At 45.7% G+C, this 17,399-nt stretch carries 14 protein-coding genes; 6 read left to right on the top strand and 8 right to left on the bottom strand.

Annotated features, from left to right (window positions below):
• Positions 1–48: 48 nt before the first annotated feature.
• Positions 49–1,065: a sensor histidine kinase gene (locus ACFQ2O_RS11580; RefSeq protein ID WP_377527615.1), complete on the bottom strand. Its 1,017-nt coding sequence runs from the start codon at positions 1,063–1,065 to the stop codon at positions 49–51.
• A 214-nt stretch (positions 1,066–1,279) separates the two neighbouring features.
• On the opposite strand from ACFQ2O_RS11580, the gene ACFQ2O_RS11575 reads away from it, so the two are divergent.
• Both ACFQ2O_RS11575 and ACFQ2O_RS11570 read left to right on the top strand, forming a co-directional pair.
• Entirely contained in the window at positions 1,280–3,739 is a 2,460-nt protein-coding gene (locus ACFQ2O_RS11575; protein WP_377527612.1) for an outer membrane beta-barrel family protein, read from the top strand.
• 25 nt (positions 3,740–3,764) lie between these two features.
• Positions 3,765–4,640 (top strand): DUF5694 domain-containing protein, encoded by an 876-nt coding sequence (locus ACFQ2O_RS11570; protein WP_377527608.1) that lies wholly within the window; start codon positions 3,765–3,767, stop codon positions 4,638–4,640.
• A 96-nt stretch (positions 4,641–4,736) separates the two neighbouring features.
• Here ACFQ2O_RS11570 and ACFQ2O_RS11565 read toward each other — a convergent pair whose 3' ends face one another.
• Positions 4,737–7,505 (bottom strand): TonB-dependent receptor, encoded by a 2,769-nt coding sequence (locus ACFQ2O_RS11565; RefSeq protein WP_377527605.1) that lies wholly within the window; start codon positions 7,503–7,505, stop codon positions 4,737–4,739.
• 417 nt (positions 7,506–7,922) lie between these two features.
• Here ACFQ2O_RS11565 and ACFQ2O_RS11560 point away from each other — a divergent pair, with 417 nt between their 5' ends.
• Positions 7,923–8,459 (top strand): DUF2062 domain-containing protein, encoded by a 537-nt coding sequence (locus tag ACFQ2O_RS11560; RefSeq protein ID WP_377527602.1) that lies wholly within the window; start codon positions 7,923–7,925, stop codon positions 8,457–8,459.
• A gap of 56 nt (positions 8,460–8,515) precedes the next feature.
• Here ACFQ2O_RS11560 and ACFQ2O_RS11555 read toward each other — a convergent pair whose 3' ends face one another.
• The 4 genes from ACFQ2O_RS11555 to ACFQ2O_RS11540 all read right to left on the bottom strand — a co-directional run bounded on the left by ACFQ2O_RS11555 (position 8,516) and on the right by ACFQ2O_RS11540 (position 12,191).
• Positions 8,516–9,394, bottom strand: coding sequence for an OmpA family protein (locus ACFQ2O_RS11555; protein ID WP_377527599.1), 879 nt, complete (start codon positions 9,392–9,394; stop codon positions 8,516–8,518).
• Positions 9,395–9,624: 230 nt separating this feature from the next.
• Positions 9,625–10,563: a bifunctional transcriptional activator/DNA repair enzyme AdaA gene (locus ACFQ2O_RS11550; RefSeq protein ID WP_377527596.1), complete on the bottom strand. Its 939-nt coding sequence runs from the start codon at positions 10,561–10,563 to the stop codon at positions 9,625–9,627.
• Positions 10,564–10,674: 111 nt separating this feature from the next.
• Entirely contained in the window at positions 10,675–11,391 is a 717-nt protein-coding gene (locus tag ACFQ2O_RS11545; RefSeq protein WP_377527593.1) for a tetratricopeptide repeat protein, read from the bottom strand.
• Positions 11,392–11,495: 104 nt separating this feature from the next.
• Complete coding sequence (locus tag ACFQ2O_RS11540) at positions 11,496–12,191, bottom strand: hypothetical protein (RefSeq protein ID WP_377527590.1); 696 nt, start codon at positions 12,189–12,191, stop codon at positions 11,496–11,498.
• Positions 12,192–12,397: 206 nt separating this feature from the next.
• Here ACFQ2O_RS11540 and parS point away from each other — a divergent pair, with 206 nt between their 5' ends.
• Both parS and ACFQ2O_RS11530 read left to right on the top strand, forming a co-directional pair.
• Positions 12,398–12,826: a type II RES/Xre toxin-antitoxin system antitoxin gene (gene parS / locus ACFQ2O_RS11535; protein WP_377527587.1), complete on the top strand. Its 429-nt coding sequence runs from the start codon at positions 12,398–12,400 to the stop codon at positions 12,824–12,826.
• Positions 12,823–13,287, top strand: coding sequence for an RES family NAD+ phosphorylase (locus ACFQ2O_RS11530; RefSeq protein ID WP_377527584.1), 465 nt, complete (start codon positions 12,823–12,825; stop codon positions 13,285–13,287). The genes parS and ACFQ2O_RS11530 overlap by 4 nt, the downstream gene beginning before the upstream one ends.
• A 96-nt stretch (positions 13,288–13,383) precedes the next feature.
• On the opposite strand, the gene ACFQ2O_RS11525 is transcribed toward ACFQ2O_RS11530, so the two are convergent.
• On the bottom strand, positions 13,384–15,255 hold the full coding sequence (locus ACFQ2O_RS11525) for a M1 family metallopeptidase (RefSeq protein ID WP_377527581.1): 1,872 nt from the start codon (positions 15,253–15,255) through the stop codon (positions 13,384–13,386).
• A 199-nt stretch (positions 15,256–15,454) separates the two neighbouring features.
• Here ACFQ2O_RS11525 and ACFQ2O_RS11520 point away from each other — a divergent pair, with 199 nt between their 5' ends.
• On the top strand, positions 15,455–16,714 hold the full coding sequence (locus ACFQ2O_RS11520) for an alkaline phosphatase family protein (protein ID WP_377527577.1): 1,260 nt from the start codon (positions 15,455–15,457) through the stop codon (positions 16,712–16,714).
• 84 nt (positions 16,715–16,798) lie between these two features.
• Here the strand turns inward: ACFQ2O_RS11520 and ACFQ2O_RS11515 are convergent.
• Positions 16,799–17,399, bottom strand: a 601-nt coding sequence (locus ACFQ2O_RS11515) for a hypothetical protein (protein WP_377527574.1), incomplete at its 5' end; no start/stop codon positions are given.

The following is a 17,399-nucleotide window of genomic DNA, read 5'->3' as shown; positions in this document are numbered from 1 at the left end:
AAGATCTTTTTAATCCTGTACATCCATACACATCCTGAAAATCCTGATTCAGATATCTTCCAGCTTCAGTCTTGTCTGGTATTGCTTACCGTCTTCCCTTGTTTCCAAGGTATATTGGTTCGGGTAGAGCAGTTCCAGGCGACGGCGGATGTTGGCCAGTCCAATGCCGGTGGTGTGGTCTTTCTGACTTTGGTTGATGCGGTTGCTTACACCAAAGTATAAACTATTATTTATGAGCTGCAGGCTTATGTTTACTGGCGCTGTGGCATCGTCTACCACACCATGCTTCAAGGCATTTTCTACAAAGGGAATCAGCACCAAAGATGGCACCCGCTGCCCGTTTACATGGCCTTGAATATTGAAGTTCACGAAGAAATTATTCTCAAAGCGCAGGCGGTAAATATCGATATAGTTGTGCAGGTAATCCACCTCTTTCTGGAGTTCCACTCTGCCGTCTTTGCTCTCGTACAGCATATAGCGCATCAGGTCCGATAGTTTAATGATGGCATCGGCCAGCTTGTCAGAAACGGGATAAGCAAGCGAGTATAAATAGTTTAGAGAGTTGTACAGAAAGTGCGGGTTGATCTGCGTTTTCAGGAAGGCCAGCTCTGCCTGCGTTTTCTCTTGCTTTAGTGTGCGGTTCTCACGTTCTTTTTCTAGCGTAGCCTCGAATGCCCAGACTACGGCTCCTAAAAATATGCCAGGCATAGCCCAGTACAGGTTATCGAAAATGTAATAAGAAAGTGTGGTTCCGGCGCTATAGTTGCTGAAGCTGAAGAAGTGCTGAAAAAGTACTTCCTCAATAGTATAGCGCAGGGCAGTATAAAGCACCATGGTGCCCACAACACCTACTAGTATAATCAGCCACTTTCTATACTTCATCCAAAGCGGAAAAACCAGCAGGTAGCAGATATAGAACTCTACCAGGTGCAGCACATCCTGGCTTAGACTTAATAGAAGAGCCCTATAGTCCCAGTTATAGAGGAAGTAGCCAACTAAAGTATAGCCGATGTAGAGTGTCCAGCCCAGCAGGTGCAGCCCGATCTTCTTTTGTGTTGCATTCATGTAATAAAGCTAAGAAGTTCTTCACGCAACCGCACGTTTTTTATCCCAACCCCTTGTTTTGCGATACCAACCCACGCTTTTGCAGTTACGGCTTGTATTTGCCTGCTTTTTTCGGATTGGGATAACGTTTTGAGTGGTTGGGATAGTTTAATTCCTACACTAGTATACTTGCTGCACCTTTGGCTCAAGATTAACGCACTAAAACACCTGAGCCATGAATAACACAGTTACCACCACTACTGCGAAAAGCGACAAAGGAATAAAGACCTTCAGAAGTATAACCTTGGTTATAGCCATGTGCTTTATTGTGATAACTGCCTGGGCACAAACAGGCGCAACTGTTAAAGGAGCCATCACCCATGCAGGCACGCAAAAGCCGCTGGACTATGTATCGGTAATACTCCTGCACTTGCCAGACTCGGCGGTGGTAGCCTCTGAGATGACAGATGCTGCTGGTAATTATGCTTTTTCCCAGGTTAAACCCGGTATGTATAGCGTGAAAGCTTTGATGGTAGGATTTGCATCTGCGCAAAGTATAGCGGTAGAGGTAAAGCAGCAGGACGTGCAGGTGCCGACTATCAACATGCAGGAAAAGACAAATGCACTGCAGGAGGTAGTGGTAAAAGGGCAGAAGCCGTTGTTGCAGCAGGAAGCAGACCGTGTGATTATGAACGTGGAGCAACTGAACACAGCAGGCGACAATGCCCTGGAGGTGCTAAAGTATGCGCCAGGTGTGCGGCTGGATAAGGATGACAACATCATCTTCAGGGGCAGCGGCAGCGTCAACGTGATGATCAACGGCAAGATGACTTACATGTCTGGAGCCGAATTGCAGAGCTACCTGAAGTCACTGCCAGCCTCGGCAGTAAGCAAAGTGGAGCTGATGTCCAACCCGCCAGCTTCCTTCGATGCAGCCGGAACAGCAGGTATCATCAATATCCTACTGAAAAGAGATGAGACGTTGGGAATGAACGGCACAGCAACTATTGGTGTAGGACAGGGCAAGTATGAGAAAGTATGGGGAGGCCTGAACCTGAACTATAACACCGGTAAAGTGAGCTTCTTCACCCGTTTGAATGCCGGCCACTACAACTCCTTTAACCGCCTGACTATGAGACGCACGATCAACGACAGCCTCTACAACCAGGTAAATTACTGGCACCCGGTAACTAAAAGCTATAACCTCTCCGCAGGTGCCGATTACTTCATCAGCAAGAAGCATACAATTGGCGTGATGGCAAAAGGTTATGCTTCGCCAGAGGAAGCACTTACCACCAGTAACTCGGTCAACTATGATACAAAAGGGGACGCTTTTGGAAGCATGAGCATGCGTAACCCAAAAGAAGCCAGCACTGACAACTATAGCCTAAACCTGAACTATAAGTATGATATCGACAGCACAGGTCGCTCGCTAAGCTTTGACGCGGATTATGTTAACTACAGCGGTGAAGCAGCTGATCAGTTTACAAATAACTTCTTTAATGCTACAGGCGCAGCTACTCAGGCGCCTTCTCAGTTACGCAGCTTTAGTGGGGCAGCGGCAAGTATAAAGTCTCTTAAAGCTGATTATGTGCACCCGTTTGGCAAGGGCTACAAAGCCGAGGCAGGCGTAAAAACCAGCTGGGTAAGCAACAACAGTAATATCAGGTTTGAAGAGCAGCAGGAGCAGGGCTGGGTTAATGATGTGAAACGCACCAATAGCTTTAACTATGACGAAACCATTTACGCAGCCTACCTGAGTTTGAGCCGGAACATTGGTGAAAAGCTGAGCGTGAAAGCCGGACTAAGAGCAGAGCAAACCATTGCCGAAGGTCGTTCAGCAACCACAGGCGAGCCAGTAGACCTAGATTACCTAAAGTTCTTCCCAAGCGTGTTCATCAGCTACAGCGCCAATGACAATAATCAGTTATCAGCTTCTTATAGTCGCCGTATCAGCCGCCCTTCTTACAGCAGCCTAAACCCCTTTACTTTCTTCTCAGATCCTTATACTGCTTTACAAGGTAATCCATTTCTGCAGCCATCATTCTCGAACTCGCTACAGGCAAGCTATACTTACAAAAGCTTCCAGCTGCTAAGCCTAAGCTACCTGGAGACCAACAACTTTGTATCAAACGTTATCACGCAGAACGACGAAACAAAGGTGAGCATCAGCAGACCTGAAAACCTGGGCAAATCTACTTACCTCAGCGCCAGCAGCGGCGGCACTTTACCTCTCAAAGACTGGTGGACTTCAACGCTACAGGTGGAGGGAGCTTACGCAACCGTTTCTTCGGCTGTGCAGGAGGTTGACTTTAATAGCTCTCAGTTCAGCTGGACGGTTAGTGCAGATCAGAACTTTAACCTGCCCAAAGATTATAAACTGCAACTCTCGGGCTACTATGGCTCTCCTTCGGTACAGGGCCTATTCTACACGAAGTCAAACCTGCAGATAGACCTGGGCGCTAAAAAAACCTTTATGGATGGCAAAGCCACCCTAAGTCTAAAGCTGCGGGATGTGTTTAACACCAATAAATTCAGAGGCACGCTGAAGTATGGAAACGTGGATATGTACTGGCAAAACCAGTGGGAGAGCCGCCGCCTTAACCTCACCTTCGACTATAAGTTTGGCAATAAGAAAGTACGAACTGCCCGCAGCCGCCGCACTGGCTCAAGCGACGAAGAAGGCAGGCTATAAATTCAGACCTAATCAATATATGAACATGAAAAAGCTATGTATACTTTTACTGGTTATGCTAAGTATAGCTAACGTCTCAGAGGCTCAAAAGCTAAACATAAAGCAAGTGGAGAAGCGCGTAAAGCAGATTTTTCCAGACTCGCTGGTGAAGGCAGAGGTACTGTTGCTTGGCCTGTTCCATTTTAACTACCCTGGTTTGGACGCTTATAAAACGGATGAAAGCATGCAGGTGGATATACTCTCGCAAGAGCGGCAGAAGCAGGTACAGGAATTAACGGATTTGCTTGCCAAGTATAAACCAACCAAAATTGTGGTGGAGTATCCCGCGAGTGCGCAGGCAAAGCTGGATGAGATGTTCAGCAACTTTAAGCCAGATGACTTGAAAGCTAAGCGCGATGAAACCTACCAGATCGGCTTTAGGCTGGCAAAGCAGCTGCAGCAGAAGAAAGTTTATGCCTTTGATGCCGAGCCTTTCCGCTTCTCGCTTGCCCAGAAGGACTCTGCCTGGATGGCAAAACAATATGAACTTGGGGAGCCGCTGGTGAAAGATTGGGACGACAGGTATAACCAGTTTTTTGCCTACGACGACACAGTTTCCAAACGAATGCCTCTAAAGGAGTATTTGCTCCTGATGAACGCTGATGAAACACTGCGGACAAGCCATGGCGTGTACTTGGTATACTCCCGCATCGGCACAGATACAGAACCCGCAGGAGCAGATGGTTTTATAACAAGGTGGTATAACCGCAACATCAGGATGTTCTCTAACCTGCAGCGCCTCGCCGAAAAAAACGACCGCTTTTTGGTACTGGTAGGAGCAGGGCATGTGCCCATACTAAAGCACCTGCTGGAAAACGCACCTGACATGAAGCTGCGTAGACTGGATGAGTTTGTTAAGTAGATGAATTCAAAACCTAGTATTGCAGCAGATCTGATCAAACAAAAAGCCCGCAGCTGGCATTAGCTGCGGGCTTTTATACTTAGAAATTTTATAATTCTAGTTGCGGCGTCCGCCCCAGTTGCCTCTTTGCTCTTCCGTGGCCGGAGCCTCACCGCCAATAAATTTGCGGATGTTATACGTGAAGGTTACCATAAAGAAGCGCTGTAAAACACTTGACTGCACGTCTTCCACATAATCAGAGAAGACATTACGCTGCACGCTTATATTTTGCTTTAGTAAGTCGTTTACGCTAAGGCTAATCTCACCCTGCTGGTTCTTAAACACTTTCTTGCCAATGCTCATGTTCCAAAGCACAAAGCTCTTGTCTAAGCCATTGGAAAGTCCAGAGTTATACTGGTGGTTCAACTCAGTGCGGTATACTAAGCCTTGCCAGAGAATCCAGTTATAGCGCACGTTAGTGCTCTGCGTAAAGTAATTATTGTTCTGGTTGGTTCGCAGGGTATTCTCTATAATGTTATAGCTGGAGCTGGTAGAAATGTTAAAATCAACCTTCTCGCTAATGTTGCTGCTTAGTGTTATGCCAGCTCTAAAGTTAGTATTGTTAGCATAGTTCACCTCTTCATCAATCATACCTGGTATTCTGGAGTAGCCTACTGAGCCAAAAGCATTGAAGTTAGAACTGATAAAGTGTAGCGGCTGGCCATAGTTAAAGAAGGATCTAACATTCCAGTAGCCATCCATGTTTACAGGTCTGCTGAGGCGGGCACCCGGCTGCAATTCATATCCATCTGTAAATTCTTCCGGAATACCACGGGTGTACACGCTGTTACCAATATAGTTTTGCGTAATCGTACCGAACACACCCATAAAAAATGCGTGGTTGTTTTCAGGGTTGAATCTTCTGAAACGCACGTTTACTCTGTTCTGGAAGTCCTGCTCCAAAGCTGGGTTGCCTATTCTTGGCTGAAGTGGATTTGAGATATCCAGCACACCCTGTAAGTCATCTACAGAAGGAACATTGGTGTTAGTGCGGTAGCTAATGTTCAGGTTGCTGTTGTCTGAGAACTTATACTCATACTCAGCTGAAGGAAGCACGTTAGAGAAGTTACGCTTCAGCGGATAGCTTACAGGGTACTCTCTGTCGCTTCTCAGGGTGGCATATTGGTAACGGGCATTAAGCTGGAACCTGATCTTATCGTCTCTGTACTGGTAGCTTGGGCCTACACGCTGCGAAAGGTAGGTGCTTTCAAACGTGTTGCTTAGGAATGCAATCGGCTCGCTGCTGTACGCACCTTCTTCGGTTAATCGATTGTAGGCTTTCTTGTCTGAATCATTGTTCTGGTTGGCAATATTATATTCTACCTGCAGGCGAGACTTTTCGCCCAAACGCTGCGAATAATCTACATTACCAGACCATGCCAGGTTGTTTCTGTCCAGGTTGATGTACTGGTTTCTCAATACGTTTTCGCCAGGGTTAACCAGGTTCTGTGTGTTCTCAGACTGGTATGTATCACCGTTGGTTGTGCTGTAGCTGGTGTTAAACTCTGTTGTCAGTATTCTACCTGAACTACCAAAGCGATGTGAATAGAGAATGTTGTTACTGAAGTTTAAGTTGTCTCTTTCATCAAAGTTAGAGTTTCTTGAATTAGTAAGTGTATCTGTGCCTACAAACGTATTGGCATACCGCTCGGTCAGGCTGTTGTTTTGCTGTATGGTCAGGCGAGGAGTAATGAGTAATCTGTTGTTCTCATTCATGTTGTACTGAAGCCTGAAGTTAAGGCTATGGCTCTTGTCTGAGTCGTTGTTAATGCTATTTTCAAGGTAAGTAGTGTCGCTATTTACATAATCCCTCAACCTGAACTGGTTGTTTACTATGCTGCGATCAGTATAGTTATAGTTACCACTAATTTCTATTTTCTTACCCCAGGTATCGGTATAGTTAATGCCAAAGTTGTCGGTGTTAATGATACCAGTAGGGCTACCACCGCCCCAGCCTCTGCGACCTCTCATACCACCACCAGGTGTTTCTCCGATAGAGAAATCAGATAAGTTGATGTTGTTGGTAAGGCCGGTAACGGTAATTCTTCTGTTGTTATTGAAGTAGTTTACACTGGCCCCAACCATATAGCGCTCGTCAGTGCCATATCCTGCTGACACTTTACCAGTGTATCCCTGGCGGGCAATTTTCTTTGTCGTAAAGTTGATTGTTTTCACACGGTTGCCATCGTCAAAGCCACTGAAAGCTGCTCTGTCGCTCTGTCCGTCAAAGATTTGTACATTCTCCACCATGTCAGCAGATATGTTACGGATAGCCGTGCTCACATCGTTGCCTGTAAAGCGCTTTCCATCAATCATGACCTGCTGCACATCCTCGCCCTGGGCTTGAATTTTACCATCCTGCACCACCACACCCGGCATCTTCGTTACAAGTTCTTCGGCGCTGGCATCTGGAGCGGTTTTAAAAGCTTTAGCATTAAACTGTGATGTGTCACCTTTCTGTTCACCCAACTGTGCCCGGCCTACAATCTGCACTTCTCCAAGCCTTGTGTTTTCTTCTTCCAGGGCAAGGATGCCGAGGTTAACCGGAGCATTTTGCACCTGCACCGCGCGTGACATTCTTTTGAAACCTATATAATTTACTTCAATGGTATACTGCCCCGGAGCAACGCGGTCAAAACGGAACCGGCCCTCCATATCTGTTACAACAGCCAGCGGAGCACCAGCCTGCTGTTTTAGCACAACGCTAGCGGCTGGCAAAGCCGACTTATCAGCAGCACTTTGCACAGTTCCTGTAACGGCAACATTTTGCGCAAAAGCATTTACCATGGTTACGAACAGCACCAAAGCAAGAAAAATCTTTTTCATCGAACTTATAATGATATGTATGTTTCAGCTTTAGACACATCAGCTTGGCCATAGTTTAACCACCTGCTTAAATAAATTAGATGCCAGAAATATAACTCCCATAGCTGGCGGTGTGTTCTTGTGAAAGCACAGTAAATTCCACTTTTGCAGACTAGATGCAGTACTAATTAAATCTATAACACATTATTGATAAGCAACATACATATTTTTGCTTTGCGTGCTTGATTCTTAGTGAACTTAAAGTAAGTTTAAAAGTATTAGTAGAGGAGGAGCTGCCTGAAACATTCTATTTAGCAAATAGGTTACATTTGTGCAGGTAGCGTATTAATTCCTGTATCAGTCGCTGAGATAGATTCAGTTGTTTATACTACCTCTAAGCTGAAGCCGTTTTTAGATTACATTTTTACTTCTTACTCCTTGTCTATTCTGGTTGCCATTTCTGATTTCATCAAGCGCAGGCTGATACAGCCGATGCTAAATCTGCTACGGCAGGGAATGACGCCGCGTAGTCTCGCAGCTACGGTAGCAACTGGAACAGTGGTTGGCATTATTCCAGCCATCGGTATCACTACTTTTCTAGGAACAGCTATTGCGGCACGTTTCCGTTTGAATATTGCGGCAACTGTGCTGGTCAGCTACCTGGTACAGCCGCTACAACTTGTCCTTGCTATTCCTTTCATACGCCTGGGTATCTCTATGTTCGGCTTGGGAGAGCTGCGCCTGACGCTGGCGGAAATGCAGGTAATGTTTAAGACTGATTGGCTGGATGCGCTAAATAACCTATGGCTTGCTAACCTTGCGGGAATTGCCGCCTGGGCCATGTTGGCTATACCGTCCGGATTTATACTTTATTTTGTCTTAGTGCCTATCCTTAAGCAGGTGCTTCCAAAACCAAAGCTAATTGTGACGCCCGTTTCGGATATTTCTGCTACGGATGTTTCACCAACGCTGTAAAGCAAAAGAGCCGACCCATATATGGACCGGCTCTTTTGCTTTATCAGGCATCCTGCTTAAGCATTCTCCAGAATCTGGAACAGCTCATCTAATTTCGGTGTCAATATAATTTCAGTACGGCGGTTTTTCTGACGCGCCTCCTTTGTTTTAGTGTCATCCAAAGGCACATACTTTGATCGGCCAGAAGGGGTAACGCGGGTTGGATCTACGCCAGCATTGGCAAGTATACGGGTAATTTCTGTTGCACGAAGCACACTCAAATCCCAGTTGTCCTGCATACCTACAGTACCTTTTGCAATCGGAACATCATCTGTATGGCCTTCTACCACCACGTTCACATCCTGCTGCTCTTTTAGCACAGCTGCAAGTTTACGTAAAGCTTCAACTCCTTTAGGATCAACTTTGGTAGAGCCAGAATTAAACAACAATTGTTCTGCTAAGGAAACATAAACTTTGCCATTGCGCACATTAACAGTCAGGTCCTTATCGTTGAAGCCAAGCAAGGCATTGCTTACTCTGTTGCGCAGGTTAGCTACTGCTTTCTCTTTTTCATCAAGTATGCGCTGCAACTCCGCCAGGCGTGCTTCGCGAGCTTTGAGATCAGCATTTAAACGGTCAATCTGCGATTTGCTCATGTTGAGGTTCTCGCCCAGTGTCTTACCTTCTTTTATGGCTTTTGCCAGGCTCTCTTCATACTCCCGCTTTTGCTGCTCCAGCTTTGCACGCTCGCTTTCTAAGCTGGCTTTTGCCTCTTCCAGTGCTGCTTTTTGCTGCTCTAAAGTCGATTTGTCCTGCTCAAGGCCAGCTTTGTCCACTTCCAGAGCGTTCTTGCGCGCCATCAGGTCTTCGTACTTTTTCTTTGAAACCACACATGACGAAAGCGCCATAGAACCCGCCAGTAGAAACATGGAAGCTCTTACCAATTGTTTTTTCATATATCTTTGCTAAAAGTTTACTTAAGGTTGATAAGCAAATATAGCAAAACACAAAGTTTATTTGATCGCAAAGCGGTTTTTCGCAAAAAATTAGCGATGGCTCTTGCTAAAGTATAATTATTGAGCTGGTGGTATCAACTACTCACTTAATGGATAAGCCACCATACATTGTCTTTTGCAAAGAGATAATCTTAGATAATCCATCCTGCTTATTGACGAAAGATGCCTCGTCAGGGTCTGCCTAATCCCTTGAAGATAATTGCACTTTCACTTTCCTGATCAAACATTTCATCAGGATAATAGCAGCCGAATAGCTGTTGCTGCCCAGCAGGCAAAACAGGTACTGTATCGTACTTAGCAGCTTCCCAGCCAATCATAGCCATTTTACGAGCACTGCCCCAGCGGTATTCTCCAATCCCGCCAACACTACGGATTACCCGGTGGCAGGGAATTAGAAAAGCAACAGGATTGCTTCCTATAGCAGTGCCTACTGCTCTGCTGGCATTTGGCTGCTGTATATCCTGTGCCAGTTGCCCATAAGTACTTAGGTGTGCTTCCGGAATACGGAGTAGCGCTTCCCATACCTTTAGCTGGAAAGGTGTTCCTCTTAGGTGTAGCCTGATGATGGCAGCAGTGGGAGAGAGTGATTTTTGCCAGAAAGCCTCTACCAACTGATGCTGCACTGTACGTTCTGCCTTTAAGCTTGCTTTTGGCCACGTGGCTTGCAGGTCCTGCACCGCCTCATGTTCGTCTTGATAGAAATGCAGGTAGCAAATACCTTTATCTGTAGAAGCAATCAGGTAATTACCGAACTGGCAACGGCCGAAGCTATAACAAATAAGAAGCGCCTCTCCCTGTTTTTTGAACTCACCTGGTGTCGTGCCTTCTATACTTATGAAAAGATCGTGCAGGCGACTACTGCCTGACAAACCCGTGCTATGGGCTGCCTCTAATACAGAGGCACTTTGTGCTAAAATTCTTTTAGCATGATACAAGGTGAGGTACTGCAAAAACTTCTTCGGGCTTACACCTGCCCATGCTGTAAATACCCGCTGAAAATGGTGCGGACTCATATGTACGTGCGCTGCAATTTGCTCCAGTTCGGGTTGCTGCCGGGCATGCTCCCGAATGTAGGCAAGTGCTGCTTCTATTGTTTCATAATAATTCATGACTCAAGGTTCTAAAAGTGCTGCTCACAAGCAACCCGATTCTTGCTAACTGTTACCTCACTACTTGCTTTAAAGTAAAACTCCCCTGACAAGGCTGGCAGGGGAGTTTCTTTAATTTGTAGTGGCAGTAGCTTCACCTTGTTTGAAGAAGCCCTGAGGGTCTGGCATCTTCGCCACCAGATCCATTACATAACCATAGTCTATCTGCGTCATGTTAATGTTTCGGCTTTTGTGCAGGTAATCCCACGCCTCAGCATATTTCTTTTCGTAATACTTAACCAACGACATGTTGTAAAGCGCAAAGGAGTTGCTACCATCCAGCGTTGTGGCACTAGCAAGATAACCAGCGGCCTTTTTCAAATGTTTTTTCTTGTTTTTATCTTTATAAAGGGTGAGGTAAGCCTCTGATGCATCTGAAAGCAGCAGCGAATTTTTACCATCAATAGCTATTGCTTTTTCGTATAAATCTACTGCCTCATTGGTGTTTCCTTGAGCAGAAGATACTAAGCCGAAAGCCCAGTAAGTATCTTTGTTGCCCGGGTTCAGGAGCCAAGCCAGGTTAAAGCGGTACATGGCAGTATCTGTTTGGCCTTCGTTCAGGTATTCCCAGCCGCGCTCCATAAAAAACTTACTGGCCTCCTGCCTGTTCGAGAAATTCTTGTCGCAGCTTGTCAGAAACTTCTCATCCTTCATCTGCTCTGCCTCTGTTTTTTGCTTGCCTCCAAACATGGGCAGCACCTTGGTGCTTGTTTCTGTTACCTTATCTTGAGCAAAACTAAGGGAAGCGGCGCAGCAAAAGGCAATTGTGGCTAAAAGTATCTTTTTCATAAAACGTATATCTGGTTAATCATCAGGTTTAAGCACCTGACCAAGCGCAAGAAAATATATACTTGCAACACTTAAATATAAGGGAGTGAATTTATACTTGCAAGTTATTGCGCCTGTTGAGGCAAGTAGATACCCTGCGGGTCCTGCTCTTTCTCAAGCAAAACAGCTATAAAGGCATCGTCTTCTTTCTCTTTATCCTGCTTTATACTTTCATGCAGATACTCCCAAGCCTTCCTGTAGTTACGCTGATAATAATTGTTTACAGCCAGCTTGTAAAATGTGTCTGCTGCTTGTGCGGGATCATGCTCTAGCGCCTGCACCAGCAGTTTTTCGCTTTGTTGCAGGTCTTTAGGGTTACTATTCTGGTAATAGCGTGCTAAATGCGCTGTGGCCACATCTGTAAGTAAACGTGCGTTTGCCTGATCTTTTTCCAGGGCCTTATAGAGTATAAACAGCGCTTTGTCGTGCTGCTCCTGCCTGCCGTAAACTAAACCATAGCCCCAGTAGACGTCGTTGTTGGTGCTATCCATGAGCCAGGCCCTGTTAAAATGAATGGTAGCAGAATCTAACTTGTTATCATTGAAGTTGCGTTGCGCCTGCAATACGTAATATGCACTGCCCAATGCCCGGCTCTTAAATCTATTGGTATTTGTCTTTAAAAACTTTTGCTGTTTTGCCTTTGCCTCTGCTGTTTTCGGGGCCATAGCCGGTATGACATCCTTCAAAGTGAGTTCCTGCTCCTGTATTTCCTGAGTCTCTAAAACAGAGTTTTGCGTGCTACAGGCACTCAATCCTGCCATTATTATTCCTGCTGCTGCTATCCAATATCGCATGCTATATTTGGTGTTGGTACCAGTTACTAACGGACTAGCAGCTGGATTAGTGCCTATTGGATTTACCACAACCATGAAACAAACAAAAAGAGGTGTTCAAAAACTTATTTGCGACATGTGGCGTTTTAATATTGACAACTTTCGTATATTTGAAAATATAAAGTAACACAACCATGGGAGAGGCTCTAAAATTAGACAGTAGCTTAACATATAAGTTGATTGACGACAAAGATGTATTCATGCTGATCAGCACGGTACGCGAAGGCATTAAATATGCTTTATTTCAAAGTATAGCCGATGTAATTCCGTTCAACCTGACGGATTGGTCTAATTTTCTGCACCTGTCTGAGCGTACGTTCCAGCGTTATAAGAAAGAGAAGCGCACCTTTGACCCGCTGCACTCTGAGAAGATACTTGAGATAACGCTTGTGTATAATAAAGGAATAGAAGTGTTTGGCGATAAGGCGAACTTTGATGCATGGCTAAACTCAAAGAACGTGGCGCTTGGCGGCGTTAAACCAAAAGAACTGCTGGACAGTACCTTTGGCATTGGATTGCTCCGGGACGAGCTGATTCGTATAGAGCACGGCGTATTGGCATGATCGTCTATCGACTTAGCAGAGGTCCCTACAAAAATGATTTATCAGGTAAAGGAGCAGAGTTGGCAGGAGGTCGCTGGAACAGCAAAGGCGTTGCGATACTTTACACCAGCGAATCTATAGCCTTATGCACTGTTGAGATAGCAGTACACATGCCCCTGGGCATTGTTCCGAAAGATTACTATCTCATAAAAATAGAATTACCTGATGAGGCAAGTATAAAAGAAATACAGGAGGCCGATTTGCCGAAAGACTGGAAATCGTTTCCGCACGCCAACAGTACGCAACTGCTGGGTGACGCTTTTGTGCAGGAGGGGGACACTCTGATTTTCAAAGTGCCATCTGCCACTGTGCAGGGCAACTACAATTACCTCATCAACCCACGACATCCCGATTTCCGGCAGGTAAGTATAACTGAAACGGTACTTTTTGAGTTTGATAAGCGGCTGTTTGTGAAGGAATAAAATCAGCTTGGGTATAAAGAAAGTTGAAATGAGCTAAACAAAACAGCCACACCTGAGCTTCCGGTGTGGCTGTTCTGCTTTTAGGTATAAGTAGGACTACTTAACCAAGTATACGTTATCTGCTTTGTTGCTGTCCGGTACATGGGTGCCTTTTAGCTCCAGTTGCTTTACCTGCTGTTTTGGTTTGAAACTAAGGCTGGTTGATTTATTTCCCTTTTCCCAAACCGAAACGTCTTTGTGCAGCTTTTCTGTAGAGCCATCAACATAGGTAACCACCAGGTCAACCGGTACAGGCTTGCTACCTTTAGCTTCCACTGTAACCTGGTATTCGTTATTCTGCTGTTTCACATCGGCAATGGCCAAATCTGGATAGCCGTTGTCGAAGAACCAGCGCTGCCAGAACCAGTTCATGTTGCGGCTGGCTCCGGTGTTCATGGCATTGAAGAAGTCGTAAGGCTGCGGGTGTTTCCCGTGCCATAGCTCAATGCAATTATGCAGCGCTTTGGTAAACAGTTCATCACCCAGCATATCTTTTACATATAAATAACCCAGGGCAGGCTTTGGGTAAGAGTTCAGGAACATGCTGGTGCCCGATTGCTGTGTCGTGAGCGTGTTGATCGGCAAGTCAATCTCGGTTCCGGCCAGGGCACCGTAAGGAGCTACACCATAATCATCGTTTATACTTGGGTCTATGATTGGTGTCACGATCCACTCCCCAATAGTGGCCCAGCCTTCGTCCATCCAGCCATACTTTGTTTCGTTGATCCCCATGTAGAAAGGGAACATGGTATGGAAGATCTCATGGTCTGTCAGCATGATCACATCCTCGCGCTTCTCCAGCGGGTTGTCGTTCACCATCATCGGGTACTCCATCTGGTCGAGGCCATCAAACACACTGATGTGGCTGTACGGAAAAGGCCACTTAGGGAAAGTATAACTCATAGCCTCCACTGTTTTGCGGCCAAAGCTGGCTACTTCCTCAAAGTCTTTATGCTTTGGGTTATATGCCACATCCACGCGAGTGCGGCGCTTGGTTTTAGGGTCTACTATAAGGCTGGTTGATTTCCAGAGATAGTGGTCGCTGGTGGCGAAGGCAAAATCTACTACATCCTTGGCTACAAACTTCCAGGTATTGGTCTGGTTCTGCGCTGTTATATTCCCTTTTTTAAGGTCTGTGGAATCTACTACATAAATGATGTCATCCTTCTTCTCAGCCTGCTGCAAACGTTTTGCAAATTTCTTCTGTAGCACCTGCTCTGCATTTTGCAAATCGCCGGTTGCCCAAACTATAAAGTTTTTCGGAACAGTAATTTCAGTATTGAAATTACTGAAGTCGTTGTAGAACTCTTGTGAGCCGTTGTAAGGATTGCGGTTCCAGCCATCAGTATCATCATACACAGCTACTCTTGGGAAAAAGTAGGCAATAAAGGCCGCACCTTCTTCGTCTACCTGGCCAGTACGGTTGTGCGATCCTTCATTTAACGTATAGCTATAGGCAACCGAGATGCTGGTTTTGCTTTTTGGAGCAAGGGGCTGAATACGCACCGGCAGGTTGGTGCCATCTACGCGAAGTTTTGCTACGTCTTCAGCTTTGCCCCCAATGCTCAGGCGCTGCAGGTTGACACCATCCGTCACATCACCAGGGTTTATACTTCGGGCACGGGCAGCGCCTTTCTGGTAGAAGTTAGGGTAAAGCTTGAATAAAATTTGCTTCAGCGTATCCGGGCTGTTATTGGTGTAGGTAATGTCTACGGTGCCACTCAGCAGGCGCGTGTCAGGGTTGTAGTTCACCTTGATGTTATAATCAGCAGCATTCTGCCAATAGTTCTTGCCGGGTTTGCCATCAGCAGATCGGGTGCCTGCCGCATAAGCCTGCTGGATGTTGCGAGGCATAGGCAGTTCTTGCGCCAAGGCACCAAAGCTGGCAGCAAAGACAGCGGCGGTTAGTATTAACTTTTGTTTAAGCATGTACAAGTATGATTGTTACTGCAAAGCTAATATTTTCTATATCCTGAAATTGCTAAATCTATTCCTTGCTTGAACAGAAGTATAATTAAAAGCTAAAGGTGCCTCGTAAACTAGGTTCAAACATCAACATACATTTAAAATAACATAAGCTTAAATAAATGATGCTGGTGCTTTTCAGACGAAGGCTTTACATTTGCGCATGAAACGAATCCTAATCTTCTTTTTAGCCCTGGCAGGTGCTACTCCTGTATTCTCGCAGGCAGATACGGCACAGCACGTGGTAGAGGGGCGCCGCAATAGCGCTGAGCAACAGCAGAAACCTTATGTCATTATGATATCGGCTGATGGCTTCCGCTACGACTATGCTGATAAGTATAATGCCAAAAACCTGCAGGCGCTACGAGCACAGGGAGTGGAGGCGGAGTCAATGCTGCCGTCGTTCCCGTCCAAAACTTTTCCGAACCACTATACGCTGGTAACAGGCATGTACCCGGCCAGCCACGGTCTCATCAACAATTACTTCTACGATCCACAACGCAAAGAGTCCTATTCAATGCGCGACAGAGATAAGGTGGAAGACAGCAGTTGGTACGGTGGTGTGCCGCTGTGGGTACTGGCCGAGCAGCAGCAAATGCTGACCGCCAGTTTTTACTGGGTAGGCTCAGAAGCACCAGTACAAGGAGTTCGGCCAACCTACTGGTATACTTACAATGAAAAAATACCTTTTGAAAGCCGTGTAAAAACAGTGGTGGACTGGCTAGAACTACCCGAAGAAAAACGCCCGCACCTGATAACTTTCTACATGCCGGAGGTAGACCATGCAGGCCACAGTTATGGTCCAGAAGCGCCTGAGACTAAAGCTGCCGTATTGGAGCTGGATGCGCAGATAAAACAACTCACAGATGCTGTTGCCAAAACTGGTCTTCCTGTAAATTATATTTTTGTATCAGACCATGGCATGGCACAAATAGATGTAGACAACACCCTGCCTATGCCAGCAGCCATAGACACAGCTAAGTTTTGGGTTTCAGGCGGCGGAATGGTAGTAGAGATGCATGCAAAAGACAAGAGCGTTGTTGAAAGCACCTATAAGCAACTGAAAAAAGAGGCAAACGGTGCTTACCAAGTATATACTAGAAACAACCTGCCAAAGCACCTGCACTATGGCAAAAAAGATGATGCCTTTAAAAGAGTAGGCGATATATTGCTCCTGACTGATGCGCCGAAAGTGTTTCACTTTGGCACCCGCAAACCATCACCGGGTACGCATGGCTATGACCCGACAGTAGTAAAAGACATGCATGCTACGTTTTATGCCTGGGGACCGGCTTTTAGAAACGGTAAAAAACTTCCTTCATTTCAGAACATTCATGTGTATCCTATTGTGACGGAGATACTACAGTTACCATACAAGCATAAAATTGATGGTGTTAAAAAAATAGCGAAAGATATACTTTAGCCAGAGGCTTTATTGTTTTGTCAAAATAAAAAGAGCCGCTGTAATTGTACAGCGGCTCTTTTATTAAGTGTAGGATCAAAAAAATTATCTACTTCCTCTTCCTGGTAAGTATACCTGCAGACCAAAGGCAAGGTTAAGTCCGGATGCGCCATTACCAACTGAGATGTCAGCACTGGTACGTGTATAGCCAAGTATAGCTTCTAAGGCCACGTTCTGTGCCACAAAGTGTGCATAACCAGCTCTTAATCCAAGTACACTTGAAAACACTGCATCTCCATCGCTATCTTCTTCAGAGCTGCCACCAATACCTACCAAGGCCTCACCAAACCAGCGGTGTGTCGGAGCTGCCCCTTCAGGGAAATAGTATCTTACAAAAGGAGTGGCACCATAACGAAAAGTTTCGCCACCATCATAAATATCCAGCCCTAATTGTGCTTCTGCACCAATAACTGCGTTATCGCTCACAAAATAACCTGCTCTGGGGTTAATATTCAATGTGAAAAAATCAGATTTAAAGTTCATGCCGATGTCTGCCACATTGGCTCCCACAATCCAGTTGCCAGCTTGTACGGCATCACCCGAAACAGGAGCAGTTGTCTGCGGTCTTCGATCTAGAATTTCATCTGTAACCTGGGCAGATGCTGCAAATCCAAGCACAGAAAAAAAGGCGGAAAGTATAAATATC

Origin of the sequence: Pontibacter rugosus (assembly GCF_042678745.1) — a bacterium.
Classification (GTDB): domain Bacteria; phylum Bacteroidota; class Bacteroidia; order Cytophagales; family Hymenobacteraceae; genus Pontibacter; species Pontibacter rugosus.
Note: the sequence above shows the minus strand (reverse complement) of the source record. Positions and strands in the feature narration are given on the sequence as shown.

Bases quoted from the DNA above. Each gene is read 5' to 3' on its own strand.
- ACFQ2O_RS11530 (WP_377527584.1), top strand. From the start codon at position 12,823: ATGATCGTCTATCGACTTAGCAGAGGTCCCTACAAAAATGATTTATCA.
- ACFQ2O_RS11545 (WP_377527593.1), bottom strand. From the start codon at position 11,391: ATGAAAAAGATACTTTTAGCCACAATTGCCTTTTGCTGCGCCGCTTCC.
- ACFQ2O_RS11520 (WP_377527577.1), top strand. From the start codon at position 15,455: ATGAAACGAATCCTAATCTTCTTTTTAGCCCTGGCAGGTGCTACTCCT.
- ACFQ2O_RS11555 (WP_377527599.1), bottom strand. From the start codon at position 9,394: ATGAAAAAACAATTGGTAAGAGCTTCCATGTTTCTACTGGCGGGTTCT.
- ACFQ2O_RS11550 (WP_377527596.1), bottom strand. From the start codon at position 10,563: ATGAATTATTATGAAACAATAGAAGCAGCACTTGCCTACATTCGGGAG.
- ACFQ2O_RS11580 (WP_377527615.1), bottom strand. From the start codon at position 1,065: ATGAATGCAACACAAAAGAAGATCGGGCTGCACCTGCTGGGCTGGACA.
- ACFQ2O_RS11565 (WP_377527605.1), bottom strand. From the start codon at position 7,505: ATGAAAAAGATTTTTCTTGCTTTGGTGCTGTTCGTAACCATGGTAAAT.
- parS (WP_377527587.1), top strand. From the start codon at position 12,398: ATGGGAGAGGCTCTAAAATTAGACAGTAGCTTAACATATAAGTTGATT.
- ACFQ2O_RS11575 (WP_377527612.1), top strand. From the start codon at position 1,280: ATGAATAACACAGTTACCACCACTACTGCGAAAAGCGACAAAGGAATA.
- ACFQ2O_RS11570 (WP_377527608.1), top strand. From the start codon at position 3,765: ATGAAAAAGCTATGTATACTTTTACTGGTTATGCTAAGTATAGCTAAC.
- ACFQ2O_RS11540 (WP_377527590.1), bottom strand. From the start codon at position 12,191: ATGGCAGGATTGAGTGCCTGTAGCACGCAAAACTCTGTTTTAGAGACT.
- ACFQ2O_RS11525 (WP_377527581.1), bottom strand. From the start codon at position 15,255: ATGCTTAAACAAAAGTTAATACTAACCGCCGCTGTCTTTGCTGCCAGC.